The sequence below is a fragment of the Vibrio sp. 10N.222.52.B12 genome, assembly GCF_002875385.1.
GTDB classification, from domain to species: Bacteria; Pseudomonadota; Gammaproteobacteria; order Enterobacterales; family Vibrionaceae; genus Vibrio; species Vibrio jasicida.
The window spans coordinates 182,669-203,659 of the sequence record NZ_MDAW01000110.1; the positions used below are offsets into that span (position 1 = coordinate 182,669).

Consider the following 20,991-nt stretch of genomic DNA (forward strand, 5'->3'; position numbering starts at 1 on the left):
TGTTTCTACCCCAAAGAGTCCAGGACACGTTTGGTGAGCGCTTCGGTATAAGGGTTAATCTTCCAATGATCTGGACTCCACCCTTTTACAAAGCGTTGGAAATCCGCCCAAGCCACGGCAAATAAAGGTCGCCACTCTTGTTCGACCTCAGATGGTTCTAACTCGGTTTGATAATGTTTCAGTGCTGTATTTAACGCAACAAAATAGGTATCAAGCACCCAAGGTTCCATTTCAGCACATTTATCAGGATCGACAGCACTGCTCATAAATAGCGCGACATCTTTCATCGCGCAACCATGACCGACGTATTGAAAATCGACCGCGGCAACCGCCGAGTTTTGCGAATTGAAGCAGAAGTTTGCTAGCTTCGCATCGCCATGAATCAAGGTTTGAAATCGCGCTTGTTTTAGAGTTTGGTCGATTAACCCTGCCCTCTTTTTCAACCGAGCATCTTGAAGGACTGCCAATTCATCAGGTCGAGTATCTAAGTGCCAATACGTTCCCGTTTTCCATAAAGCATCATGATGAACGCCAATGTATCGCGCATGAAAGTTAGCAAGCCATTCTAAACACGCTTTTAGTTGGGCTTTTCCTGCACTTTTCATTACGTTTGGATACCCCGCCAGAGTAAGATCTTCCATCACGATCAACCATTCCGTTTCATTCTGAAAGCATTTAAGCCCTTGAGGAATGCGGCAACGCTCATCAACTGTTTGACTGAAGTATTGATACCAACTCACTTCAACTTGGTAAGAATGCAGCTTACGTTTATGGGAGCGGTCGGTATTCCAGCCTCGCGGATGCTCAGACGGTTTTGGTAATTGAACATGCTTTACGATAATGGAGCGCTGCGAAAAGGTCAGCCTGACCAACTCTCCGTATCCGCCCCATAAAGACTGGATCACATAGACACCTTGAAGCAAACCAAGTTCCAGTTCATCTCCGATGCTTTGATAATGTGGGTTATTCATTGATTCCATCAAGCGAGTAAATGCGACCATTCTGGGTGTGTTGCCATGTATTTAATCACGTATGGGCAAATGGGCACAATAGTGTAGCCAAGCGCTTCAATCTCAGGTAGAACCGATGCCATCATGACGCTTCCATAACCTTTGCCGCGAGCTTCTTCCGGAATAAGTGTCGAAGTAATGTGCATCTCCCCATTCTCGAGTTTATAAGCTACTTTCGCTTTATGGTCTTGGTCTAAATCGACCCAGAAAATCTGGTTTGTTGTGTCATGTGTCACTTTCTGCATTATCTACCTCCCACTTTTGGCCTCTGTTTTATTGAATCAATCTATATGACTGCATAGAATGATATCAACGCAATAATCTAGTCAATTCCTACTAATTATCATAGCGCGGAACACCTTCTCGAATCAGGTACGACAATAAGAATGAGAAATATGATGGCGAGCGCCAGGGACAGTCGAGCGTCTCTACAGAATAAAAACGCCCCAGAACGTCAGGCGAGCACATTAAATAGCACCGATGCAATGGCAATGGTGGAACACGGCAGTGAAGTCACATTGAACGTGACGACACCTGTTGGAACGAAGTTCATCACCACGAGCACCTTCATGGGTTGCCATTCAAATAATACCGCGCTGATAGAAATTCCAAACATTTCAGATGAAGATTTGAAGTTCTATTTCCAAGAAGGTTTTTGGATTAACGTAAAAGCGTATTCGCATCGCGGCGAAGGTGCGGTTATCCCTTTCCGAGCACAATTACAGCACCGCTTGGGTGATCCATACCCGTTACTGGTGCTGAGTTTGCCAAATACCATGCAAGTGTATCAACTAAGAAAAGAAGTGCGTTACGAAGTAAATTTACGTTCTCGACTTCAGTTTGAACAGTACCGAGCTGAGTGTGAAATACGCGACCTATCAAAGAGTGGTTGCCGTTTTGTAACTTCACCAATGAGTCGAACACTTCAAGTCGGAGATCAGATTACGTTAGATATCACCATGCCAGGAAATGGACGTCTGCTTGCACCATTAAAAGGGAAAATTTGTAATCTGCAAAAATCGGTGCATTACGCGCGTTACGGCGTGGAATTTGATGACTTTGGCAAAGCAAACGCTAAGAACTTATTAAGCCACCTAAAATTTGATGGTACCAAGCTAAAGCTGAAAGGCTAACGCAAAGCTTCTGTTCTGAATTTTAACGTTACAATGGAAAAACCCCTTACCATCTGGCAAGGGGTTCTAAACAACTAAAAATAAGGCAGTATATTTTCAGTCATATTCGACTTAGAAATCGTAGCGTAGGCCTAGTGCTAGCTCGTCTTTCTCTTCAGTACCTTTGCTGTCCATTAGGTCGAAGTTGTATGACGCGTAGCCACGGAAGTTAGGCTTGAAGTAGTAAGTTACGTCAACCGCTAGGTTATCGACGCTGTCGTCGTTATCTTGCTCTGCTTTGTTGTACGTAGAAGTGAACACTGTTTGGCCCATTGTGTAAGCTACTGCTAGCTCATAACCTTTGTAGTCAACATCACCAGAAGCAGGAGCCACATTAGCATCTTGATCTAGGTTATCACCACCAGTGTAAAGACCAGAAACGTAGAAGTTACCAACAGTGTAAGCAGCCGCTAGCATGAACTCGTCACCTTCGTTCTGATCTGCGTAGCCAGCACCAACTTCGAAACCAGTGTCAGCAAATGCGTAGATTGCTGATAGAGAGAAGCCATCTTCATCGTTATCACCAAAGCCATTCGCTTCTTCAGTACGGTCAGCAAAACGGTAGCTTGCACGCAATGCTAGTTGCTCGAACTGACCAGCGTAAGAAACCATGTTGTCTGTACGATCAGCCACTGCTAGTTTGTATGCTGCAGTATTGCCGTGGTAAGCCATGATATCTGTAAAATCAGTGATTACACCTAGTGCACCATCGTTTTTACCGTAAGTGATTTCACCGTACTTGCCACCAAGACCTGCGTAAGCATAACGAGTGTCGAGTTCACTGTTGCTCTCACCTTTTGCGTTTTCGTCCACAGCGCCCTTTTCATTTGTGCGGAATTCACCTTCCCAAAAACCAACACCGTATAGGCTGTCGTTGATTTCCTGTTTGCCTAGGAAGTTAAGACGGATACGAGAAGCATCTTCTGCTTTGCCATCCATCATAGAAAGACGCGCTTCAGCACGGCCGCCCATGTTTAGTGAAGTACCGTCTTGGTTGTATAGTTCTGAAGCAACAACTTGAGATCCAGATGCTAACAGTGCCACTGCTACAGCTAATGTTTTCAATTTCATTTTAATTTTCCATATCTTTGTTTTTAGTTGTTTCCTCACCAGAAAACAGGACATTTCTGTACCAACGAGAAAACGGACGGCATAGTAGCAGCCTCGACTTATAGCGCAACAAGTTGAATAGACAGGATATATAGAAGAAAACACCATGCGAGATGGCAATATGAATACAGCAAAACCATCAAGTTAGCGGATAGATAGGAAAATGTGTGTGTGTCAAAAAAATTTTGACGCAAAAAACACACTCAAAAGATTTACAAATGTGACATAAGTCACACACAATTTCATGTAAACATCTGACTTATATGATGTTAATCATATCAATATTGAATTAAAGGTAAAAAAAATCCCCAAGCCAACGCTCAGGGATTCTTTTCGATCAGTCGATGTTTATCACTTACCGCTTTTTATTAAAGCTTGAAGAAGCTCAACTGTTCTTTTTGCTTTTCAGCGAGGTGAGAAAGCTCTGTACTTGCGCTCGCGCTTTGGCTGATGCCTGCTACGTTTTGGTTCACAAGCTCAGACATGTTTACCACGTTGCGGTTGATGTCTTGAGTCACCTGAGACTGTTCTTCTGCCGCTGTTGCCACTTGCGTATTTGAATCGTTGATGTTGGCAACAGATTCTGTAATACCAATCAACGCATCATTCGCTTGCTGCGTTAGTTCATTGTTGCGGTTTAGCATTTCTAAGCTCACCTGCATACTGTCATTTGCAAGGCCAGACTGTGCTTGAAGCTCTTCAATGATAGAAGAGATTTCTTGCGTTGAATCTTGAGTGCGCGCTGCCAGCATACGAACTTCGTCTGCTACAACAGCAAAACCACGACCAGATTCACCAGCACGTGCTGCTTCAATCGCCGCATTCAGTGCTAGAAGGTTAGTTTGCTCAGATACGCCACGAATCACTTCAATAACATCGTTGATTTGAACCGATTGCTCTTTCAGACGAAGAACCACTTGCGCCGCATCGTTAAGTGCTTGAGACATTTGATCGCTTGCTTGTGCACTCTCTTGGAAGATCGTTAGGCCAGATTGCGCTAGACCATCCGCTTCACGAGCTGTCGCATCTGCTGATGTAGCATTATCGCTAACGTTGTTTGCCGTGCTTGCAAGCTCATTAACAGCGGATGCAACTTGTTCGATTTCCGCCAGTTCTTGCTGCGCATTGGCTTCAGCTTGCGTCATTACCGCCGCAAGTTCAGTTGAAGCAGACGCGACTTCTTCGCTAATACGCATCAATTGATCAACCGTATCATGAAGCTGTTTCGCTGTTTGGTTAACGTCTTTGCTTAGCTGAGCGATCTCGTTGTCACCATCAATGTCTGCACGTACTGACAGATCACCACCCGCGAGTTTACGCATCACTTCTTGTAGTTTTTGGATTGGCGTAACAATCATGCCTGACAAGAACCACGCGCCTAGCAAGGAGAAGGCAAAAACAGCAATCACTGACATCATTGCGTTGTTTTGTACGCGAACGTGTTCACGAGCACTTGCTTCTGTCGCTTGTGTTGCAATTTGGTTTACGCGTTGAGACAGCGCATTGATCGTTGCAACCATTTCATTACCGACACGACGGTAACCAGAAATAAAGTTTGTGTATTCGCCATCAGAGACCAAGCCACGATCATGACGATTGAAGAACTCAACCGCACGAGTTGAATAGTCGATGTATGTATCGATGCTTTGGCGTACTTTTTCCGCTTCTGATGCAAAAGTGCCACGCGCATCAATCTTGTCGATATCCATATCAATGGCTTTCGCGCCTGCTTTAAGATCAGCAAGGAAGGCATCACGACGAGACGCATCATAAATCGCGTAAACCGCGCTAATACGTAGTGGGTAAACTTGGTCGTCAATTTGAGCCAGTGTGTCTTTATAGAACACGAGCGATTCGGAGTTAGAAGCAACCAATTCTTGCTCTGCTTCTAGATTGTTTTGCGTGATCCACAATGCAATAAACAAAGTGATCGCGGTGAATAGAACTGGAACCAAAATTTGCGTTCGAACCGACAAATTTTTCAGGGATAGCTGCATGAGTGACCTCAGGTATTTGCGTGTGGCTTCCTTGCGATGGGATTATTCCCAGACGAATAGACAAGGGGGCAAATACTAGAGGTAGATCACATTTTTGTCCAGAACGAAAAGTCATCAATTTCATAACGTTAGTGACAATATCCCGTCAACTGCGACGGGATATTGTCGTTATGACAAATTATGAAAACTTGTACGCTTTTTTATCAGCTTTTACGCCAATGAGTGCTTATTTTCTAAGCGCATTCAACTTAGCTTGTGCCAACCCGAAGATGGTGTCGATTGGGTATGTACCTTCGTCGGTTGCTTCACCAGCCGCTTTGCCTGTGAATAACTCTATTGCTTCCGTTACGTGGTCGATAGCCCAAATATGGAAATCCCCCTTCTCTACTGCTTTCACTATATCTGGACGAAGCATAAGGTTGTGCACATTTGAACGCGGAATAATCACCCCTTGCCCCTCGTGACGGCCTTTGATAACACAAACATCGTAGAAGCCTTCGATCTTCTCGTTCACACCACCGATAGGTTGTGACTCACCAAACTGGTTCATTGAACCGGTAATCGCAATATCCTGACGGTTTGGTTGTTTCGAGAACGCAGAAACGACAGCACAGAACTCAGCCATACTCGCACTGTCTCCGTCCACACCACCATACGATTGTTCGAAGGTGATGGTGGTCGTTAGTGGAACACGAGCGGTTTTGCCAAATACAGAAGATAAGTAAGCCGACAGAATCATCACGCCTTTAGAGTGGATGCTGCCACCCAAATCAACGCTGCGCTCGATATCAATCACATCACCGTCACCGAAACACGTGGTTGCCGTAATTCGGTTTGGCGCACCAAACATGTGGTCACTGGTACTTAATACAGAGAGCGCATTCACTTGGCCCACAGCCATGCCTTCGGTGCGAATCAAGGTAGTACCATTGACGAAGGTTTCCATCACGCTATCTTGTAAGCGACTGACACGCATTTCTTGATTGCTCAGCGCCTCTTCCACGTGTCCGATGCGAATCATGTTCGAGTTCGCTTGGCGAGCCACGTAGTTAGATTCACGCAGCAAGTTGGCAATATTCGCAGAGTGCAGTGACAGTTTCGTTTGGTCACCTGATAAGCGAGAACTGTATTCGATAATGCGTGCAATGGCTTTCTTATCGCAATGCAACATGTTGTTGTCGTTCACGACACTTGAGATAAAACGCGCGTACTGCAGCTCTGAGTCAGGTGTACGCTTCATCTCATCTTCAAAGTCTGCTGTTACTCTAAACAACTCCCCAAACTCCGGATCATAATGCTGGAGCAACTGGTAAGTGCGGTAATCACCAAACAGGATTATCTTTATATCAAGAGGGATCGGTTCTGGATCGAGAGACACCGCACCAGTTAGCGTTACCTCTTTCTCTAAAGAGGTAAAACTTAACTGACGCGAACGCAACGCTCGTTTGAGACCATCCCAGACGTAAGGCTGCTCAAGTACTTTTTGTGCATCCATCAAAAGAACGCCACCGTTGGCTTTATGTAGACTGCCCGCTCGAATTAACGAGAAATCAGTAAATACTGTGCCTTTAAAAGTTGCGGTTTCAATCGAGCCAAACAGAGAGTGATAGTTCGGGTTTTCTTCCACCACAATTGGAAATTCACACTTGCTGCGATTGACCAACACATTCACTTTGTAACGACGTGGTAACTTCTTATCTAAAGAAGCTGTGGCAATCTCACCTTGCTCTCCACTCTGCTCCAAGAAAATATCAGCATTTTCAACGATGTCTTTTTGCAGATCAGTGAGATACGTTTTGATCTCAGAGTACTCCGCATAATCCACTTTCAACTGTTTGATGAAGTGGGTAATTACATCCAGCGTGACATCATCATTGAGCTTTTTGATCTTTTCACTGAACGACTCTTCCCACTCGGTCAACTCACGAATCATGTTACGTAGGCTGACCTCTAGTTCATCAATGCTACTGGAGAAGTATTCTTGCTCTTTCTTACTCAGAGCATCAAACGTCTCTTCGGTATGCAACTCTTCGCCATCCATCGCGACGAACTGGTAATCACCTTGAGTCGTTATCGTTAAGCTAATGCCTTTTTCTTTTGCTTCTTTACTGATGCTGTCCAATTCAAGCTGTTGCTTGTTCGCCAATTGGTTTTTTAGGCGATCGGCACGGCTGTAGTACATCTCGTTATCGAATGCTAAAGGCAGTGCGTTCAGCAACTTCCCCATCAACTTTTCAATATCAGCTTTCAGTTTGTTACCGATACCGCAAGGTAACTTGAGGACTTTGGGAACACGTGTGTCTTCAAAGTTCGCCACGTAGCACCAATCAAACAGTGCCGCTTCATCATGTTGATGACGATTTAAATAGCGCAGAATCATGGTGCGCTTGCCCAGACCATTCTGACCAATAGCGTAGATGTTGTACCCTTTCTCCTTGATTGACATCGCGAACTCGACCGCCTTTTGAGCGCGCTCTTGTCCAACGATTTCATCAATCGGAGGCAATTCCTTGGTCGACTTACATGGCATATTCTCTAGATCCGCTACAGAATACAGCTGTTTAGGTTCCAATCTTTGTACTGCCATACTCGCCTCCTTTTTCTTATTGTCGTTACCTCAGTGTAGAGATTATTTGTTTAAAATTAAGTGATTTATCTTCCACACCAGTTCGTTTGGACATTTTACGAGCAGTCACTCAGCAACAAAATGAAAACAAGTCGCACTTGCAATTGATAATAATTTTCATTTAATATCTCTTCAAATTGAATTTTGCGGAGATGAACATGAATATTGAGCAATGCTGGATGCGCTATTTGAAAGCAGAGCAATTGATGGAGCAAGGACATTGGCCTGAAGCTCACCGTCTATATGAAGACGTGCTCAATCATCTACCTAACCATATTCAATCCGCACTCGACAATGAACAAACCAAACCGTGTCAGTTCGTTTGTTTGATAAGTGGTTTGCGTGATGCAAGCGTCGCGCAATCAGAGATTCTAAACAAACTGGGCTTGCATCAAGAAGCGTTCGCTGCACTCAATCAATCCTATGCTCTATTTCAGTTCTTACAGCTCGAAAGCCATGATCTAATTTGCCGTGTAAGCCAATTGCTTAGTAAACAAAGTGAAGACTTGTTAGCGCACATGGCCGCATTTTGCTCTGCACAGCGCAATGCGCAATGGATGATTGAATTAGACCATGTCACACGAGCTCATGAGCAGTTCTTATATCTACAAGCGATGACCTCAGCAGAAGCGGGAGCATCTCAGCTATATAACTAAACCGTACCGCATAATTAAAGCCGCACTGTATGAACAGCAAGTAAGGCAATACATAACAACTCGATACACAAGGAAACGTGATGTCCGCACAAACCATTCTTTCGGTGAAAAACCTGTCTGTCAGCTTTACGACAAACGATGGTATCGTCGATGCAGTAAAGAATGTGAGCTTCGACTTACAAGCAGGAGAAACACTGTCTATCGTTGGTGAATCAGGCTCAGGCAAATCTGTCTCAACCAATGCGTTGATGAGGTTGCTGCCAGATAATGCCATTTTGCATAATGACGCTTCTATCGTCTTTGAAGGCGAATCAATCCTAGAGAAAACCGAACGCCAAATGCAAAGCATCCGTGGCGATCGCATTGGTATGATTTTCCAAGAGCCAATGACGTCTCTAAACCCATACATGCGTGTCGGTATTCAAGTGGCGGAAGCCATTATGTGTCATCGTCCAGTGAGTAAGAAACAAGCGAAAGACAAGGTGCTTGAGTTGTTTGACTTGGTGCATTTACCAAATCCTCAACAAGCTTACACTAAGTATCCGCACGAATTCTCTGGTGGTCAGTTGCAACGCATCATGATTGCCATGGCTTTAATCAACGAGCCAGACATTCTGATTGCCGATGAGCCAACCACGGCGCTAGACGTTACCGTTCAGGCAGAAGTGCTTTATCTGATCAAAGAGATCCAAGCCAAGATGGGCATGGCGATTTTGTTCATCACTCACGACTTAGGCGTAGTGAAACACTTTGCTGACCGAGTATTGGTGATGTGTAAAGGTGAAGTGGTCGAAGAAGGCATCACAGAAGCACTCTTCTCCGAACCGCAGCATGATTACACCATGATGCTGATTAACTCGATTCCTAAAGGCAGCAAAGACCCGATTGAAGAAAACGCCGCTGAACTTCTTAAAGCCGATGATATCCGAGTTAAATTCCTTGTTAAGCAGCACTTCATCGCCAGCAAGAACGAGTATTTTGAGGCAGTTAAAGGCATCTCATTAGAGTTAAAACAAGGCGAAACGCTTGGTATTGTTGGTGAATCGGGTTCCGGTAAATCAACACTAGGACGAGCTTTGATTGGTTTGTTGCCATCAAGTGGCAAGATTCAATTCAAAGGACAAGATCTTTCCCTACTTACTGCCAAACAGCGTTTTGAGTTAAAGAAAGACGTACAAATGGTGTTCCAAGACCCTTACGGCTCGCTTTCTCCTCGCATGACGGTCGGTGACATCATCACTGAAGGTCTCACTGTGCATCAACCTCAAATGAGCAAAGCAGAACGAATGCAAAAAGCACGTGATGTTCTGCGAGAGGTGCGCTTAGATCCAGCATCTATTAACCGTTACCCGCACGAGTTTTCTGGTGGTCAGCGTCAACGTATCGCGATTGCACGTGCGTTAATTCTTGAGCCTTCTTTCATTTTGCTTGATGAGCCAACCTCTGCTCTCGACCGCTCTGTTCAGTTGACCGTCATTGATCTTCTGAAAGATCTGCAGAAGAAACACAACATCGGCTTCTTGTTTATTAGCCACGATCTCTCTGTAGTCAAAGCGCTGTCGGACCGTGTTCTGGTGATGCAAAAGGGTGAAGTCATGGAGCAAGGAACGGCAGAAGAAATCTTCCATAATCCGAAAAGCGATTACACAAGAAAACTGATTGATGCCTCATTTGACCTTGAAAACAATGAAAATCAAGACGATGCAGCCTAGATTCATCACAGTTTCATATTCTTAAACTAGGATTAAAGTATGGTGAATTTTTCGCCATAACTACGAAAAATGGTATAGCTGCCATTCGGTTTGGCCGCCGAGACTGGTTGGTTCAAAGTTAGGCTTAGTCACCCTAGCGATCACATTGAGTTCCCCCAACCATGAAAAATGCCGCGATGGATGTCGCGGCATTTTTTATTATGTTGAGTCTGCGCTTGGTATTAAATATCGAGCGTTTCGATACCCATGTTATGTAATGCAAACGCGTAAACATCGGTAGTCAGGTCGATTTGTTTGCTCAGCGGCATCCCCGCGCCATGGCCGGCATTCACATCGATACGAATCAGCACCGGATTGTCTCCTTGATGCTTCTCTTGCAGCTCAGAGATAAATTTGTATGAGTGAGCGGGAACGACTCGGTCATCATGATCCGCAGTCGTGACAAGCGTTGCTGGGTATGCCACGCCCTCTTTCACATTATGCACAGGCGAATAGTCTAGGATGTATTTAAACATCGCTTCACTTTGCTCAGAGGTACCAAAATCATACTTCCAACCTTCACCAGAGGTAAAGGTGTGGTAGCGAAGCATGTCTAATACGCCAACCGCAGGTATCGCCACTTTAAACAGCTCTGGACGCTGAGTCATACACGCACCAACCAACAAGCCGCCATTCGAACCACCACGAATAGCAAGGCGCTCTGAGCTCGTATAGTCGTGCTCAATCAAGTATTCCGCCGCAGCAATAAAGTCATCAAACACGTTTTGCTTTTGTTGCTGAGTACCCGCATTGTGCCAAGCTTTACCATATTCGCCGCCACCCCGCATATTTGCCACCGCGTAAATGCCACCAAGTTCTAACCAGTTCGCGACATTACCTGAGAACATCGACGTCAAACTGATATTGAAACCACCATAGCCATACAGCATGGTTGGCGCTGTACCATCTAGCTTTGTGCCTTTCTTATACGAGATAATCATCGGCACTTTCGTCCCGTCTTTCGAGGTGTAGAACACTTGCTGAGACTCGTATTCTTTACGGTCGAACGGTGCTTTCGATTCTTTATAAAGTACTGACTCACCGCTTTCTACATCAAAAGAGAAGATGGTTGGTGGTGTCACGTAGTTAGTAAAGGTGTAATAAAGCGTCTTATCTTCTGCTTTGCCCTGCAAGCCATATACGGTGCCTTGGTCAGGTAGAGTAACTTCACGTACTAACTCACCTTGATAAGTAAACTGCTGAACTTTAGACAAAACGTCGACCATGTAAGTCGCAAACAAGTAACCACCACCTTTGCTGATATCCAGTGGCTGTTCCTGCTCGGCAATGATCTCTTCCCATTGTTGAGTCTGGGTGTGGTAACCAACCACCTTACCGTTAGGCGCATCTAAGTTGGTATAGAAGATTAAGGTGTTATCTTGGTTATCAATCAGATGTGTATCACCATCGGTTGTATCTCGAAGCGTGATTACGTCTTGCTCTTCTGAAGCGAGATCCACATAAAACAGCCTGTTACCCGACGTTGATTCCGCACCTGTGATAATCAAGAAACGATCGTCTTTGGTTGTCACTCCTGATACATAGCGGTGCTTTTGTGAGTCCGATGCCCCAAATACAACTTTATCTTCTGTCTGCGGCGTGCCTAACGCATGGTAGTAAAGCTTGTGTTGCTCAGTACGAGCCGAAAGCTCACTACCCTTTGGTTTGTCATAGCTCGCATAGTAAAAGCCCTTGTTACCAAGCCAAGAAATTGTCGTGAACTTAGCGTCGACAATTTCAGGCTCAAGCTGTTCTTTGGTGTCTACATTAATGACGAAGATCTTACGCCAGTCGCTGCCACCCTCAGAGATAGAATACGCGACAAGAGAATCATCTTTAGAGAACTTCACTTCACCAAGTGATGTTGTTCCTTCTTCTGAAAAGGTATTCGGGTCTAGGAAGATTTCCGCTTCTTCATCCCCCTTTTGGCGGTATAAAACGCTCTGGTTCTGCAAGCCATCGTTTTTGTAGAAGTAAGTGTATTCACCATGAACAAAAGGTTGAGAGTACTTTTCGTAATTCTGACTGCTCGCAACTAAATCGCGAATTTGTTGGCGAAAAGGAATCTGACCTAGGTAATCAAAGGTCACTGAGTTTTGTCCTGAAACCCACTCTGCGGTTTCTTGGCTAAGGTCATCCTCTAACCAACGATATGGGTCTGCAATATCGTGACCAAAATAAGTGTCGACGACAGAATCTTTACGAGTTTTTGGGTAATGCATAACGTCCGTGTTACTCCGTTTGAAGTTAAGTGTTTTGTTTTATTATTTTGTTGAGATTTATTCTCAATACCTACCTTAGGGCTCAGGTATAGAATTTCAACCAATAGATTGAAACATTTCTTGTATTTATGAACTAATTAAAAGTAATGCGAAATAGTGAGGTATCGCTCTCGAATGTGCTCAATCAAGAGTTTTACTTTGTTCGGAGGTTGACGAGTAAATGGATAAACTGCGTAGATACCCAGCTTTTTACCGACTAATTCAGGGAAAATATCCACCAGCTCACCACTGCGAATGTCGTGATAAACCAAGCAACGTGGTACGTAGGCGATACCATGCCCACCTAGGGCTGCTTTTCTTAGTGCAGTAGCGTTATCCGTAGAAAAGCTACCCGACACTTTGACGATGTAGTCCCCTTGTTTACCTTTGAACTGCCAATCGGTAGCACCGGTAGTTTGATAGGCGTATTGCAAACAGTTGTGTGCGGTTAGGTCGATAGGCTCAATCGGTTTGCCATTCTTCGCGATGTAAGAGGGCGAGGCACAAACCACCCATTGTGAGTCCAAAATATGTCGCGCAATCAGGCTAGAATCTTCGAGATAACCAGTGCGAATCACTAAGTCATATCCACACTCCACCAAATCCACAAAACGATTATCCAATGACATGTCGACCGTTAAGCCTGGGTGCATATTACAAAACTCAGCGACCGCGTCCGCTAAAATCAAATCACCCGAGATAGTCGGTACCGACATTTTGATATGGCCACTAACATTCTCACCAAAGCCTGAAACTGCATCCATAGCCTCTTGAGTGGCTTGCTTCACATTTTTAGCACTGTGTAACAAAACCTTTCCCGCTTCGGTCAGGGTCAATTTACGTGTTGTTCGATATAATAGCTGAGCACCAATTTCTTCTTCTAGCCGAGCAATCCTCTTACTAACTACTGAATTTGTAAGGTTATTTTCTTCCGCCACCTTACTAAAGCTACCCATTTCTATCACCTGAGAGAACAGGATTAGGTCATCTGCACGCATCGATTATGTCACTTTTGGAATAAATTAATTTCATTATTTCCCTATATCTATAAAAAATAAAGGGGTAAATTCACGCCAAATTAACAAAACCATTACAACAAAAATCATCTCTACAGCATAAAGCCGTTCGAGAAGTCAGCGTACGAGGATGTACCAATGAGTGAAACCCTACTTGCCCTTGTGGCGTTTTCGCCAATTGTTGTCGCCGCCATATTATTGGTTGGTCTCAACTGGCCTGCGAAAAAAGCCATGCCCGTTGCGTTCGGAATAACCGTCGCTATCGCCCTAATGTTTTGGGATATGTCAGCTACTCGCGTACTGGCGTCTGTCTTCCAAGGATTAGGTATTACTGTCTCTGTTCTATGGATCGTGTTTGGTGCCATCTTCTTGCTCAACACTTTAAAACACACCGGCGCGATCACCACTATCCGTAACGGATTCACCGATATTTCAGCCGATCGTCGTGTACAAGCCATCATTATTGCTTGGTGTTTTGGCTCCTTTATTGAAGGCGCATCAGGCTTCGGTACACCTGCTGCTATCGCCGCTCCTCTATTGGTAGCCATTGGCTTCCCCGCACTTGCAGCAGTACTGATGGGCATGATGATCCAATCTACGCCAGTATCCTTCGGTGCGGTTGGCACACCAATCATTGTCGGCGTGAACAAAGGCTTAGATACACACAATATTGGTGAAGCACTGGTTGCTCATGGCTCAACATGGGACGCGTACCTACAGCAAATCACAGCAAGTGTGGCAATGATTCACGCAACGGTTGGCACTATGATTCCAGTGCTAATGGCGATGATGCTGACGCGCTTCTTCGGTAAGAATAAGAGCTGGAGCGAAGGTCTAGACATCCTACCTTTCGCGCTGTTCGCAGGTGTTGCCTTTACCGTGCCTTACGCACTAACAGGCGTATTCCTAGGTGCTGAGTTCCCGTCATTAATCGGTGGTCTAGTTGGTCTGGCGATTGTAGTGACTGCGGCGAAGAAAGGTTTCCTCGTTCCAAAAACCAAGTGGGACTTCGAAAGCGAAGATAAGTGGCCAGCAGAATGGCTAGGTTCTCTAAAGATCAATCTTGATGACAACCCAGGCAAACCAATGAGCCTAACCAAGGCTTGGGCACCTTACGTGATGCTAGCAGTTATCCTAGTAGCAAGCCGCGTAAGCCCTGAATTCAAAGGTCTGCTTAAAAGTGTAAGCCTATCGTTTGGTAATATTCTTGGCGAAACGGGTATCAGCACAGCAATTCAACCTTTATACCTTCCGGGTGGCATCTTAGTCTTCGTAGCGTTACTGGCGGTTCTTCTGCAAGGTGGCGGCGCTAAGTCATTAGGCAAAGCATTTGGCGAATCAAGTAAGACGTTAATCGGCGCAGGTTTCGTTCTTGTGTTCACCATCCCTATGGTTCGTATTTTTATTAACTCAGGAGTCAACGGCGCCGAGCTAGCAAGTATGCCTGTAACGACGGCGAACTTTGCAGCAGACCTCGTTGGCTCAGCATTCCCGGCGTTGAGTGCTACTGTTGGTGCCCTTGGTGCATTCATCGCCGGCTCTAATACCGTGTCGAACATGATGTTCAGCCAGTTCCAGTTCGAAGTGGCACAGACACTGACTATCTCAAGTGCCATTGTGGTTGCCCTTCAAGCGGTTGGCGCTGCTGCCGGTAACATGATTGCTATCCACAATGTAGTGGCTGCCTCTGCAACGGTCGGCCTACTAGGACGTGAAGGCGCAACACTGCGTAAAACCATAATCCCAACATTCTACTATCTTGTTGTGACAGGCATCATCGGTTTGATTCTGATTTACGGATTCCAACTGACCGACGCCTTAATGAAGTAACACTTACGCAGGGTTTCCCCGCCCTGCACTTTCTCTGGCACAGCGGTCAGCACTACTACCCCGACACTTTTGATGTGGCTTGCTGCATCAATCCCCCGACCGATGTGCCAGTCTTTTTCAGTGCAGATAATTGATTGTTCTGTGTATGGAATGTCTCACAGCTCAATCACTTATCTATACTCTATTCTGATGTCGACTGCCGAAAGGATGGCAGCCAGTGAAACACTGACAGAGCAGGTGCTCATTGACTCAGGACGCAATCTTAGAATAACAGCCAGGACACACGAATATGATTATCTCTGCTTCTACAGATTATCGCGCTGCTGCGAAAGCCAAGCTACCTCCATTCCTTTTTCATTACATTGATGGCGGTTCATACGATGAGCGCACGCTAAAGCGCAACACTGATGACCTGGGTGACGTTGCATTGCGTCAACGTGTTCTGCGCGATATGAGCGATCTAAGCCTAGAAACGGAAATCTTCGGCGAGAAGTTGGCAATGCCAATCGCGCTAGCGCCTGTTGGTCTGACCGGCATGTACGCGCGACGTGGTGAGGTTCAAGCAGCAAAAGCGGCAGAAAAGAAAGGCATTCCTTTCACCATGTCGACCGTATCCGTTTGCCCTATTGAAGAAGTGGCACCTGCGATTGAACGCCCAATGTGGTTTCAGCTGTATGTTCTAAAAGACCGTGGCTTTATGAAGAACGTACTTGAGCGCGCGAAAGCCGCTGGCGTAACAACACTGGTCTTCACTGTGGATATGCCCGTGCCGGGGGCTCGTTACCGTGACATGCACTCTGGTATGAGTGGCCCCAATGCCGCAATGCGCCGAGTATTCCAAGCCATGCGTCACCCAAGTTGGGCGTTGGATGTCGGTGTATTAGGTAAACCTCACGACTTAGGCAATATCTCCACTTACCGTGGCGAACCAACTAAGTTGGAAGACTACATTGGCTGGCTGGGCGCAAACTTCGACCCTTCTATCTCTTGGAAAGATCTAGAGTGGATTCGAGACTTTTGGGATGGCCCGATGGTCATCAAAGGCATCCTAGACGAAGAAGATGCAAAAGACGCGGTTCGTTTCGGTGCCGATGGTATCGTGGTATCTAACCACGGTGGTCGCCAGCTTGATGGCGTGCTTTCAACAGCAAAAGCGCTGCCAAGCATTGCAGATGCCGTAAAAGGCGACCTAAAGATTTTCGTCGATTCAGGTATTCGTACTGGTTTGGATGTCGTGCGCATGCTGGCACTTGGTGCAGACTGTACGCTACTTGGTCGCTCTTTTGTTTACGCACTAGCTGCTCAAGGCGGTGCTGGCGTAGAGAACTTGCTTGACCTTTACGACAAGGAAATGCGCGTCGCAATGACGCTTACAGGAGCGAAAACCATCTCTGACTTATCGCGTGATTCTTTGGTGAAGATTCCCTAGGCAGAACGCCCTAAACCATGTTCATACAAAAAGTGACAGTCTATTGTGCTGTCACTTTTTCACTGCATTCGGCGTTACGCCATTCTTAACACAGGCTCGAACTCGGCTTGTTCCTCCGAAAGAAACAATCGAATCGCATGGCATTTCTCACCCATTAACCCAAATCGTTGTGGGCACGTTTCCGTATAAAAACCAAAGCAAGTCGCACCTGCGGCATCCGCTAAATGCAGCGGCCCAGTATCACAACAAAGAAAGCCATCGAGGTAGCGCAACGTCGCACCCAATTGGCGCAGATCTTTGCATGCCAAGGTTCGGGAGCCTTTTAATAGCGGTTGCTGAATATCCGGGCTTAGCACTTCCACCCAATTAACGCTCTGTCCTTGCTTGCGTTCAAATTCAGCCAGAATGGTTAGCCAAGCATGGTCACTGAGCTTTTTCTTGCCTCGCGCACCACGGAAGAAAGCAAATGTTGGCTTGCCTTCTTCGCGTAATTTACGTGCTTGCTGAATACCAGAGGAAAGCTCTTTTGAATCAAGCACAATATGATGATCCAAGGCGTTATCAAGCTCATGTCCCATCGCTTCAAGGATAGAAAGTGGCTTGTAGGCACCATGACGAAAAGGCGAATCGGAGACCGAGGAATGAGTAAATACTTGCTCTGTTTTAACTTTCTTAAAAGCGATCTTGTTCTTCGCGGGAATAACAGCGGAAAGAAAAGTGTCACACGCGCCCGCAGTCGGTGCGAACAACAAATCATATTTCTCTCGCTTTAACAGACGGATGGTCGCAAGTGCTTTATCTGGCGATTTGAATGACAAGTTAGAGTAATGAATCTGATTGACGCCAAGATTCTTAAAAACTTCACCTTGCCAAGACGAATTCAACAATAGATCAACTTTCGTATTTGGGTATAAACGCAGAACCTGATGAACAAACGGAAGCAGGAAGTACATATTTCCGATACGACTGTTGTTTCTCACGATCAAAATACGTTTCACCTGATCGTGGGGCATTGGGTCGTGAACAGTGAGAGAGTCGTCATTCAACCAACCTGCAAGTTTAGGCTCAAGTTGGTGCGTCAAACGACGACGTTGTTTATCGAAATTACGGAGAAAAGTCTTCACAGCCATTCCTTTCATTCAAAGGGACATCATGGCTGCTAGTTTTATCAGTAGAGATGTGAATAAATTGTCTACGACAAAAAATACACGGATGGGATCGGTTAGTTCACCGTGTGTTCGTACTCGATCACAACTTGGTTGCCTTCAATGAAGACATTACGGATTTCACCATCTACAGTGATACGGTTTTGTAGGTACACGGAACCTGAAGAAGAAATATCGCGTTTGCTCATAGATGGAATCACTTGACCAGGACGAACGTGCAATTGTTCGCAAAGTTGCTTCACGAAGCCAAGTGTTAGCGGAGCATTCCCACGTAACAATGCAGAGAACTCATGCAAGCTTAAACCTAGGCGCTTTGCCATCTCCATTTGGGTGAGGTGCATTTTTGCTTTTTGCGACATCCAAATGTCGTAGAGCGCATTTCTATCTAGCTCTGTGAATTCCATGGTTTATCTCCGTATGTCAAAGTGACATTAAAGTCTCATATTTGAGCTTGATAAATGTTAGCGATGAGTCAAAGAACCTACAATTGATGGTTCGAATGATAGCGCTTATCTTTCAAAGTTCGAGTTTCATCACACCATGTAGGTTGAACAGTACGAGTTTTACATTTCACCATACGTATCATCACCTTGTATTTACACATCAATCATTAACATCACTCTAAACACTCCTCTCATTAACAGCAGTGATAAGAAGACAAGAACGGATTATTCGAATCACATCATTTTGCTAGGGCGGAAACTCAAACTCTGCTACCTTTCACTCATTGTTCCAAAAAATGAAACTTTACTTATGCCACAGTGGTTTACAGAACTTCAAACTTACATCATGGCCCATCATCAAGACTGGAGCAGCAGCGTACTGTTCATTACGATTGCGAGCTTTTTTGCTTGGATTGCGTGGCGCGTATTGCATTCTCGATTAGCCATTTTGGTCGAGAAAACCCCCTTTCATTGGGATGACCTTTTATTAGAAGCACTCAAAACCCCCGTCAGTACCTTAATCTGGTGTTGGCCTGCGACAGTATCTTTGGGCATTGTTCTGCAAAGTGAGTTGGGGAATGAGTTCAACTGGCTCAGCACCCTCAAACTCATTCTTGTTATCAGCATCCTAGTTTGGATTGTGATGCGTCTTATCACCAACGTCGAAGACTACGTGCTGGAGCAGAAAACCCGTGACGAGACGACCGTACAAGCCGTCGCGAAAGTAGCTCGCCTATTCTTTATCGTCATCGGCGTATTGACTGTTATGCAGGCATTTGGCCTTAGCCTTTCTGGTTTACTGACCTTTGGTGGTGTCGGTGGTTTGATTGTCGGTTTGGCAGCCAAAGATCTTCTATCAAACTTCTTTGGTGGTTTGATGATTTACTTCGATCGTCCGTTTAAAGTTGGCGATTGGATCCGCTCTCCAGACCGTCAAATAGAAGGAACGGTGGAACGTATTGGATGGCGCATGACCAGCATTCGTACCTTCGATAAGCGACCTATCTATGTGCCTAACTCAGTATTTAGCAACATCGTGGTCGAAAACCCGTCTCGCATGTTGAACCGCCGAATCTTTGAGACAATTGGCCTGCGCTACGACGATGCAGACAAAGTACCAGTAATCATTGATGAAGTGCGCGAAATGTTGAAGAACCACAAAGACATCGATACGCGCCAGACACTTATCGTCAACTTCGATGCGTTTGGTGCATCTTCACTGAACTTCTTTATCTATACCTTCACCAAAACAGTGAACTGGGTTCGCTACCACGAAGTGAAGCAAGATGTGCTTTTGCAGGTCATGGCGATCATTAAGAAGCACGAAGCAGATATCGCATTCCCTACGCAAACACTTAAGCTTGACCCGATTCAAATGGCGAAAGCTCAAGCGCAAGACGACAGTGGTTTCTAATTTCAAAATACCAAACACAAAGCCCGCTAAATCAGCGGGCTTTTTTATGACTGGTCACTTCAACCATTATTGCTGCGCTAGAATCATTCGAGCGTTAAGCGGTTGGATTGGACGGTTGTTTTGCCCCATCGCTTTCGCAAACTCTTTCACCTGCTCTGGGGAGATGGTTTGTGTCTCTTTAATCACCAACCAACGCACACCTTCAGAACACGGTGGCGTGGTTAGAGAACCATTGAAGCGGTAGTAGTCTTTATCACTTGGGATTAGGGCATCAGCATCAAATGGGACTTGGATGGCTACATCCTGATCTTTAGTTGGGATGTTAGCGAGCAGCTTAGCTAGAGTTGGATTCGCGTCACCTAATTTAAAGAACACCGCCACAACAGCCAGATGGCCTGCTTTATCGGCATGCACAAAGTGTGCTTCTAGTGGGTATTCTTTACCATCTACATGGTTTTCAGATGGCGTATGGAAGTGGAATTGTTTTAACGTAAACTCTTTACCATCAATAGTGAGCGTGTTTTTGCCTTCTAAACTGGTCTGTAAAGTGTGGCCGTTATTCAGCAGTGAAATCGCCTTACCTTCGTAATCAAAATCCAGTTTTTCTAGCTTGGCTTCAGTCGCTGATTCAATATTAATCGGACTTTGGTTTTGACCTTTCGCACATTCAGAAGCGAACTCCCCCCAATTTGCAGGGCCGTGCTCACCCTCATACCCCCAGTTTGCCGCGTTTGCTGAGCCTGCAAATACCAATGCTAAACCAAGTGCTGTCAGTGACTTTCTCATTTTCATTTCCTTTTTTTGATTATTGATTAATGAACCGTTTTTATATACCTACGTTCATCGCATGCAGTATTAGCAAAGGAATGACAGAATTGGATTAGCTAGCACGGTGCAATCTATGTTTACCTGCTAATTTTGGAAATGATCTCTACATTTTATGTAATTGATAAGTCGACGATTAGAGAGCGTAAAGGTACGGCTACGTACAAAAATGTCACAGCAGAAGATCACCCTAACCTACGTTTAGAATACGTAAGAATATAAAATTACAACAGCGATTAAACCATTAAAACACCACTAGATATATAAATAACCTGAACTCGGGAT

At 45.3% G+C, this 20,991-nt stretch carries 16 protein-coding genes; 6 read left to right on the top strand and 10 right to left on the bottom strand.

Annotated elements, in window-relative coordinates:
• Positions 1-5 precede the first annotated feature (5 nt).
• Together BCT11_RS09765 and BCT11_RS09770 are read right to left on the bottom strand one after the other, a co-directional pair.
• Entirely contained in the window at positions 6-980 is a 975-nt protein-coding gene (locus BCT11_RS09765) for a phosphotransferase (protein ID WP_102388235.1), read from the bottom strand.
• Positions 980-1,255, bottom strand: a complete 276-nt coding sequence (locus BCT11_RS09770) for a GNAT family N-acetyltransferase (RefSeq protein ID WP_038868460.1) — start codon at positions 1,253-1,255, stop codon at positions 980-982. The genes BCT11_RS09765 and BCT11_RS09770 overlap by 1 nt, the downstream gene beginning before the upstream one ends.
• 150 nt (positions 1,256-1,405) lie before the next feature.
• Between BCT11_RS09770 and BCT11_RS09775 the strand changes: the two genes are divergently transcribed.
• The gene (locus BCT11_RS09775; protein ID WP_227742656.1) at positions 1,406-2,143 is read left to right on the top strand and encodes a flagellar brake protein; all 738 of its coding nucleotides are present in this window, start codon (positions 1,406-1,408) and stop codon (positions 2,141-2,143) included.
• Positions 2,144-2,254: 111 nt separating this feature from the next.
• Here the strand turns inward: BCT11_RS09775 and BCT11_RS09780 are convergent, their stop codons facing one another.
• The 3 genes from BCT11_RS09780 to BCT11_RS09790 all read right to left on the bottom strand — a co-directional run bounded on the left by BCT11_RS09780 (position 2,255) and on the right by BCT11_RS09790 (position 7,876).
• Positions 2,255-3,253, bottom strand: coding sequence for a porin (locus BCT11_RS09780; RefSeq protein ID WP_102388236.1), 999 nt, complete (start codon positions 3,251-3,253; stop codon positions 2,255-2,257).
• Positions 3,254-3,660: 407 nt separating this feature from the next.
• A complete protein-coding gene (locus BCT11_RS09785) occupies positions 3,661-5,289 on the bottom strand; it encodes a methyl-accepting chemotaxis protein (RefSeq protein ID WP_102388237.1) in 1,629 nt (542 codons plus the stop codon).
• Positions 5,290-5,515: 226 nt separating this feature from the next.
• The gene (locus tag BCT11_RS09790) at positions 5,516-7,876 is read right to left on the bottom strand and encodes an ATP-binding protein (protein WP_038876357.1); all 2,361 of its coding nucleotides are present in this window, start codon (positions 7,874-7,876) and stop codon (positions 5,516-5,518) included.
• A 197-nt stretch (positions 7,877-8,073) separates the two neighbouring features.
• On the opposite strand from BCT11_RS09790, the gene BCT11_RS09795 reads away from it, so the two are divergent.
• Together BCT11_RS09795 and BCT11_RS09800 are read left to right on the top strand one after the other, a co-directional pair.
• Positions 8,074-8,571 (top strand): hypothetical protein, encoded by a 498-nt coding sequence (locus BCT11_RS09795; protein WP_038876359.1) that lies wholly within the window; start codon positions 8,074-8,076, stop codon positions 8,569-8,571.
• Positions 8,572-8,651: 80 nt separating this feature from the next.
• A complete protein-coding gene (locus BCT11_RS09800) occupies positions 8,652-10,283 on the top strand; it encodes an ABC transporter ATP-binding protein (RefSeq protein WP_102388238.1) in 1,632 nt (543 codons plus the stop codon).
• Between the two features lie 221 nt (positions 10,284-10,504).
• Here BCT11_RS09800 and BCT11_RS09805 read toward each other — a convergent pair whose 3' ends face one another.
• On the bottom strand, positions 10,505-12,544 hold the full coding sequence (locus tag BCT11_RS09805) for a prolyl oligopeptidase family serine peptidase (RefSeq protein WP_102388239.1): 2,040 nt from the start codon (positions 12,542-12,544) through the stop codon (positions 10,505-10,507).
• A 137-nt stretch (positions 12,545-12,681) separates the two neighbouring features.
• Positions 12,682-13,581, bottom strand: a complete 900-nt coding sequence (locus BCT11_RS09810; protein WP_038868452.1) for a LysR family transcriptional regulator — start codon at positions 13,579-13,581, stop codon at positions 12,682-12,684.
• Positions 13,582-13,737: 156 nt separating this feature from the next.
• Here BCT11_RS09810 and BCT11_RS09815 point away from each other — a divergent pair, with 156 nt between their 5' ends.
• Together BCT11_RS09815 and lldD are read left to right on the top strand one after the other, a co-directional pair.
• The gene (locus BCT11_RS09815; RefSeq protein ID WP_102388240.1) at positions 13,738-15,429 is read left to right on the top strand and encodes an L-lactate permease; all 1,692 of its coding nucleotides are present in this window, start codon (positions 13,738-13,740) and stop codon (positions 15,427-15,429) included.
• Between the two features lie 289 nt (positions 15,430-15,718).
• A complete protein-coding gene (gene lldD / locus BCT11_RS09820; RefSeq protein WP_005439035.1) occupies positions 15,719-16,858 on the top strand; it encodes an FMN-dependent L-lactate dehydrogenase LldD in 1,140 nt (379 codons plus the stop codon).
• Positions 16,859-16,932: 74 nt separating this feature from the next.
• On the opposite strand, the gene BCT11_RS09825 is transcribed toward lldD, so the two are convergent.
• Positions 16,933-17,988, bottom strand: coding sequence for a glycosyltransferase family 9 protein (locus tag BCT11_RS09825; RefSeq protein ID WP_198593935.1), 1,056 nt, complete (start codon positions 17,986-17,988; stop codon positions 16,933-16,935).
• 92 nt (positions 17,989-18,080) lie between these two features.
• The gene (locus BCT11_RS09830) at positions 18,081-18,428 is read right to left on the bottom strand and encodes a helix-turn-helix transcriptional regulator (protein WP_005439037.1); all 348 of its coding nucleotides are present in this window, start codon (positions 18,426-18,428) and stop codon (positions 18,081-18,083) included.
• A 349-nt stretch (positions 18,429-18,777) separates the two neighbouring features.
• Between BCT11_RS09830 and BCT11_RS09835 the strand changes: the two genes are divergently transcribed.
• Entirely contained in the window at positions 18,778-19,881 is a 1,104-nt protein-coding gene (locus BCT11_RS09835; RefSeq protein WP_039988581.1) for a mechanosensitive ion channel family protein, read from the top strand.
• 66 nt (positions 19,882-19,947) lie between these two features.
• On the opposite strand, the gene BCT11_RS09840 is transcribed toward BCT11_RS09835, so the two are convergent.
• Positions 19,948-20,667 (bottom strand): carbonic anhydrase, encoded by a 720-nt coding sequence (locus BCT11_RS09840; RefSeq protein ID WP_042604834.1) that lies wholly within the window; start codon positions 20,665-20,667, stop codon positions 19,948-19,950.
• Positions 20,668-20,991: the final 324 nt, after the last annotated feature.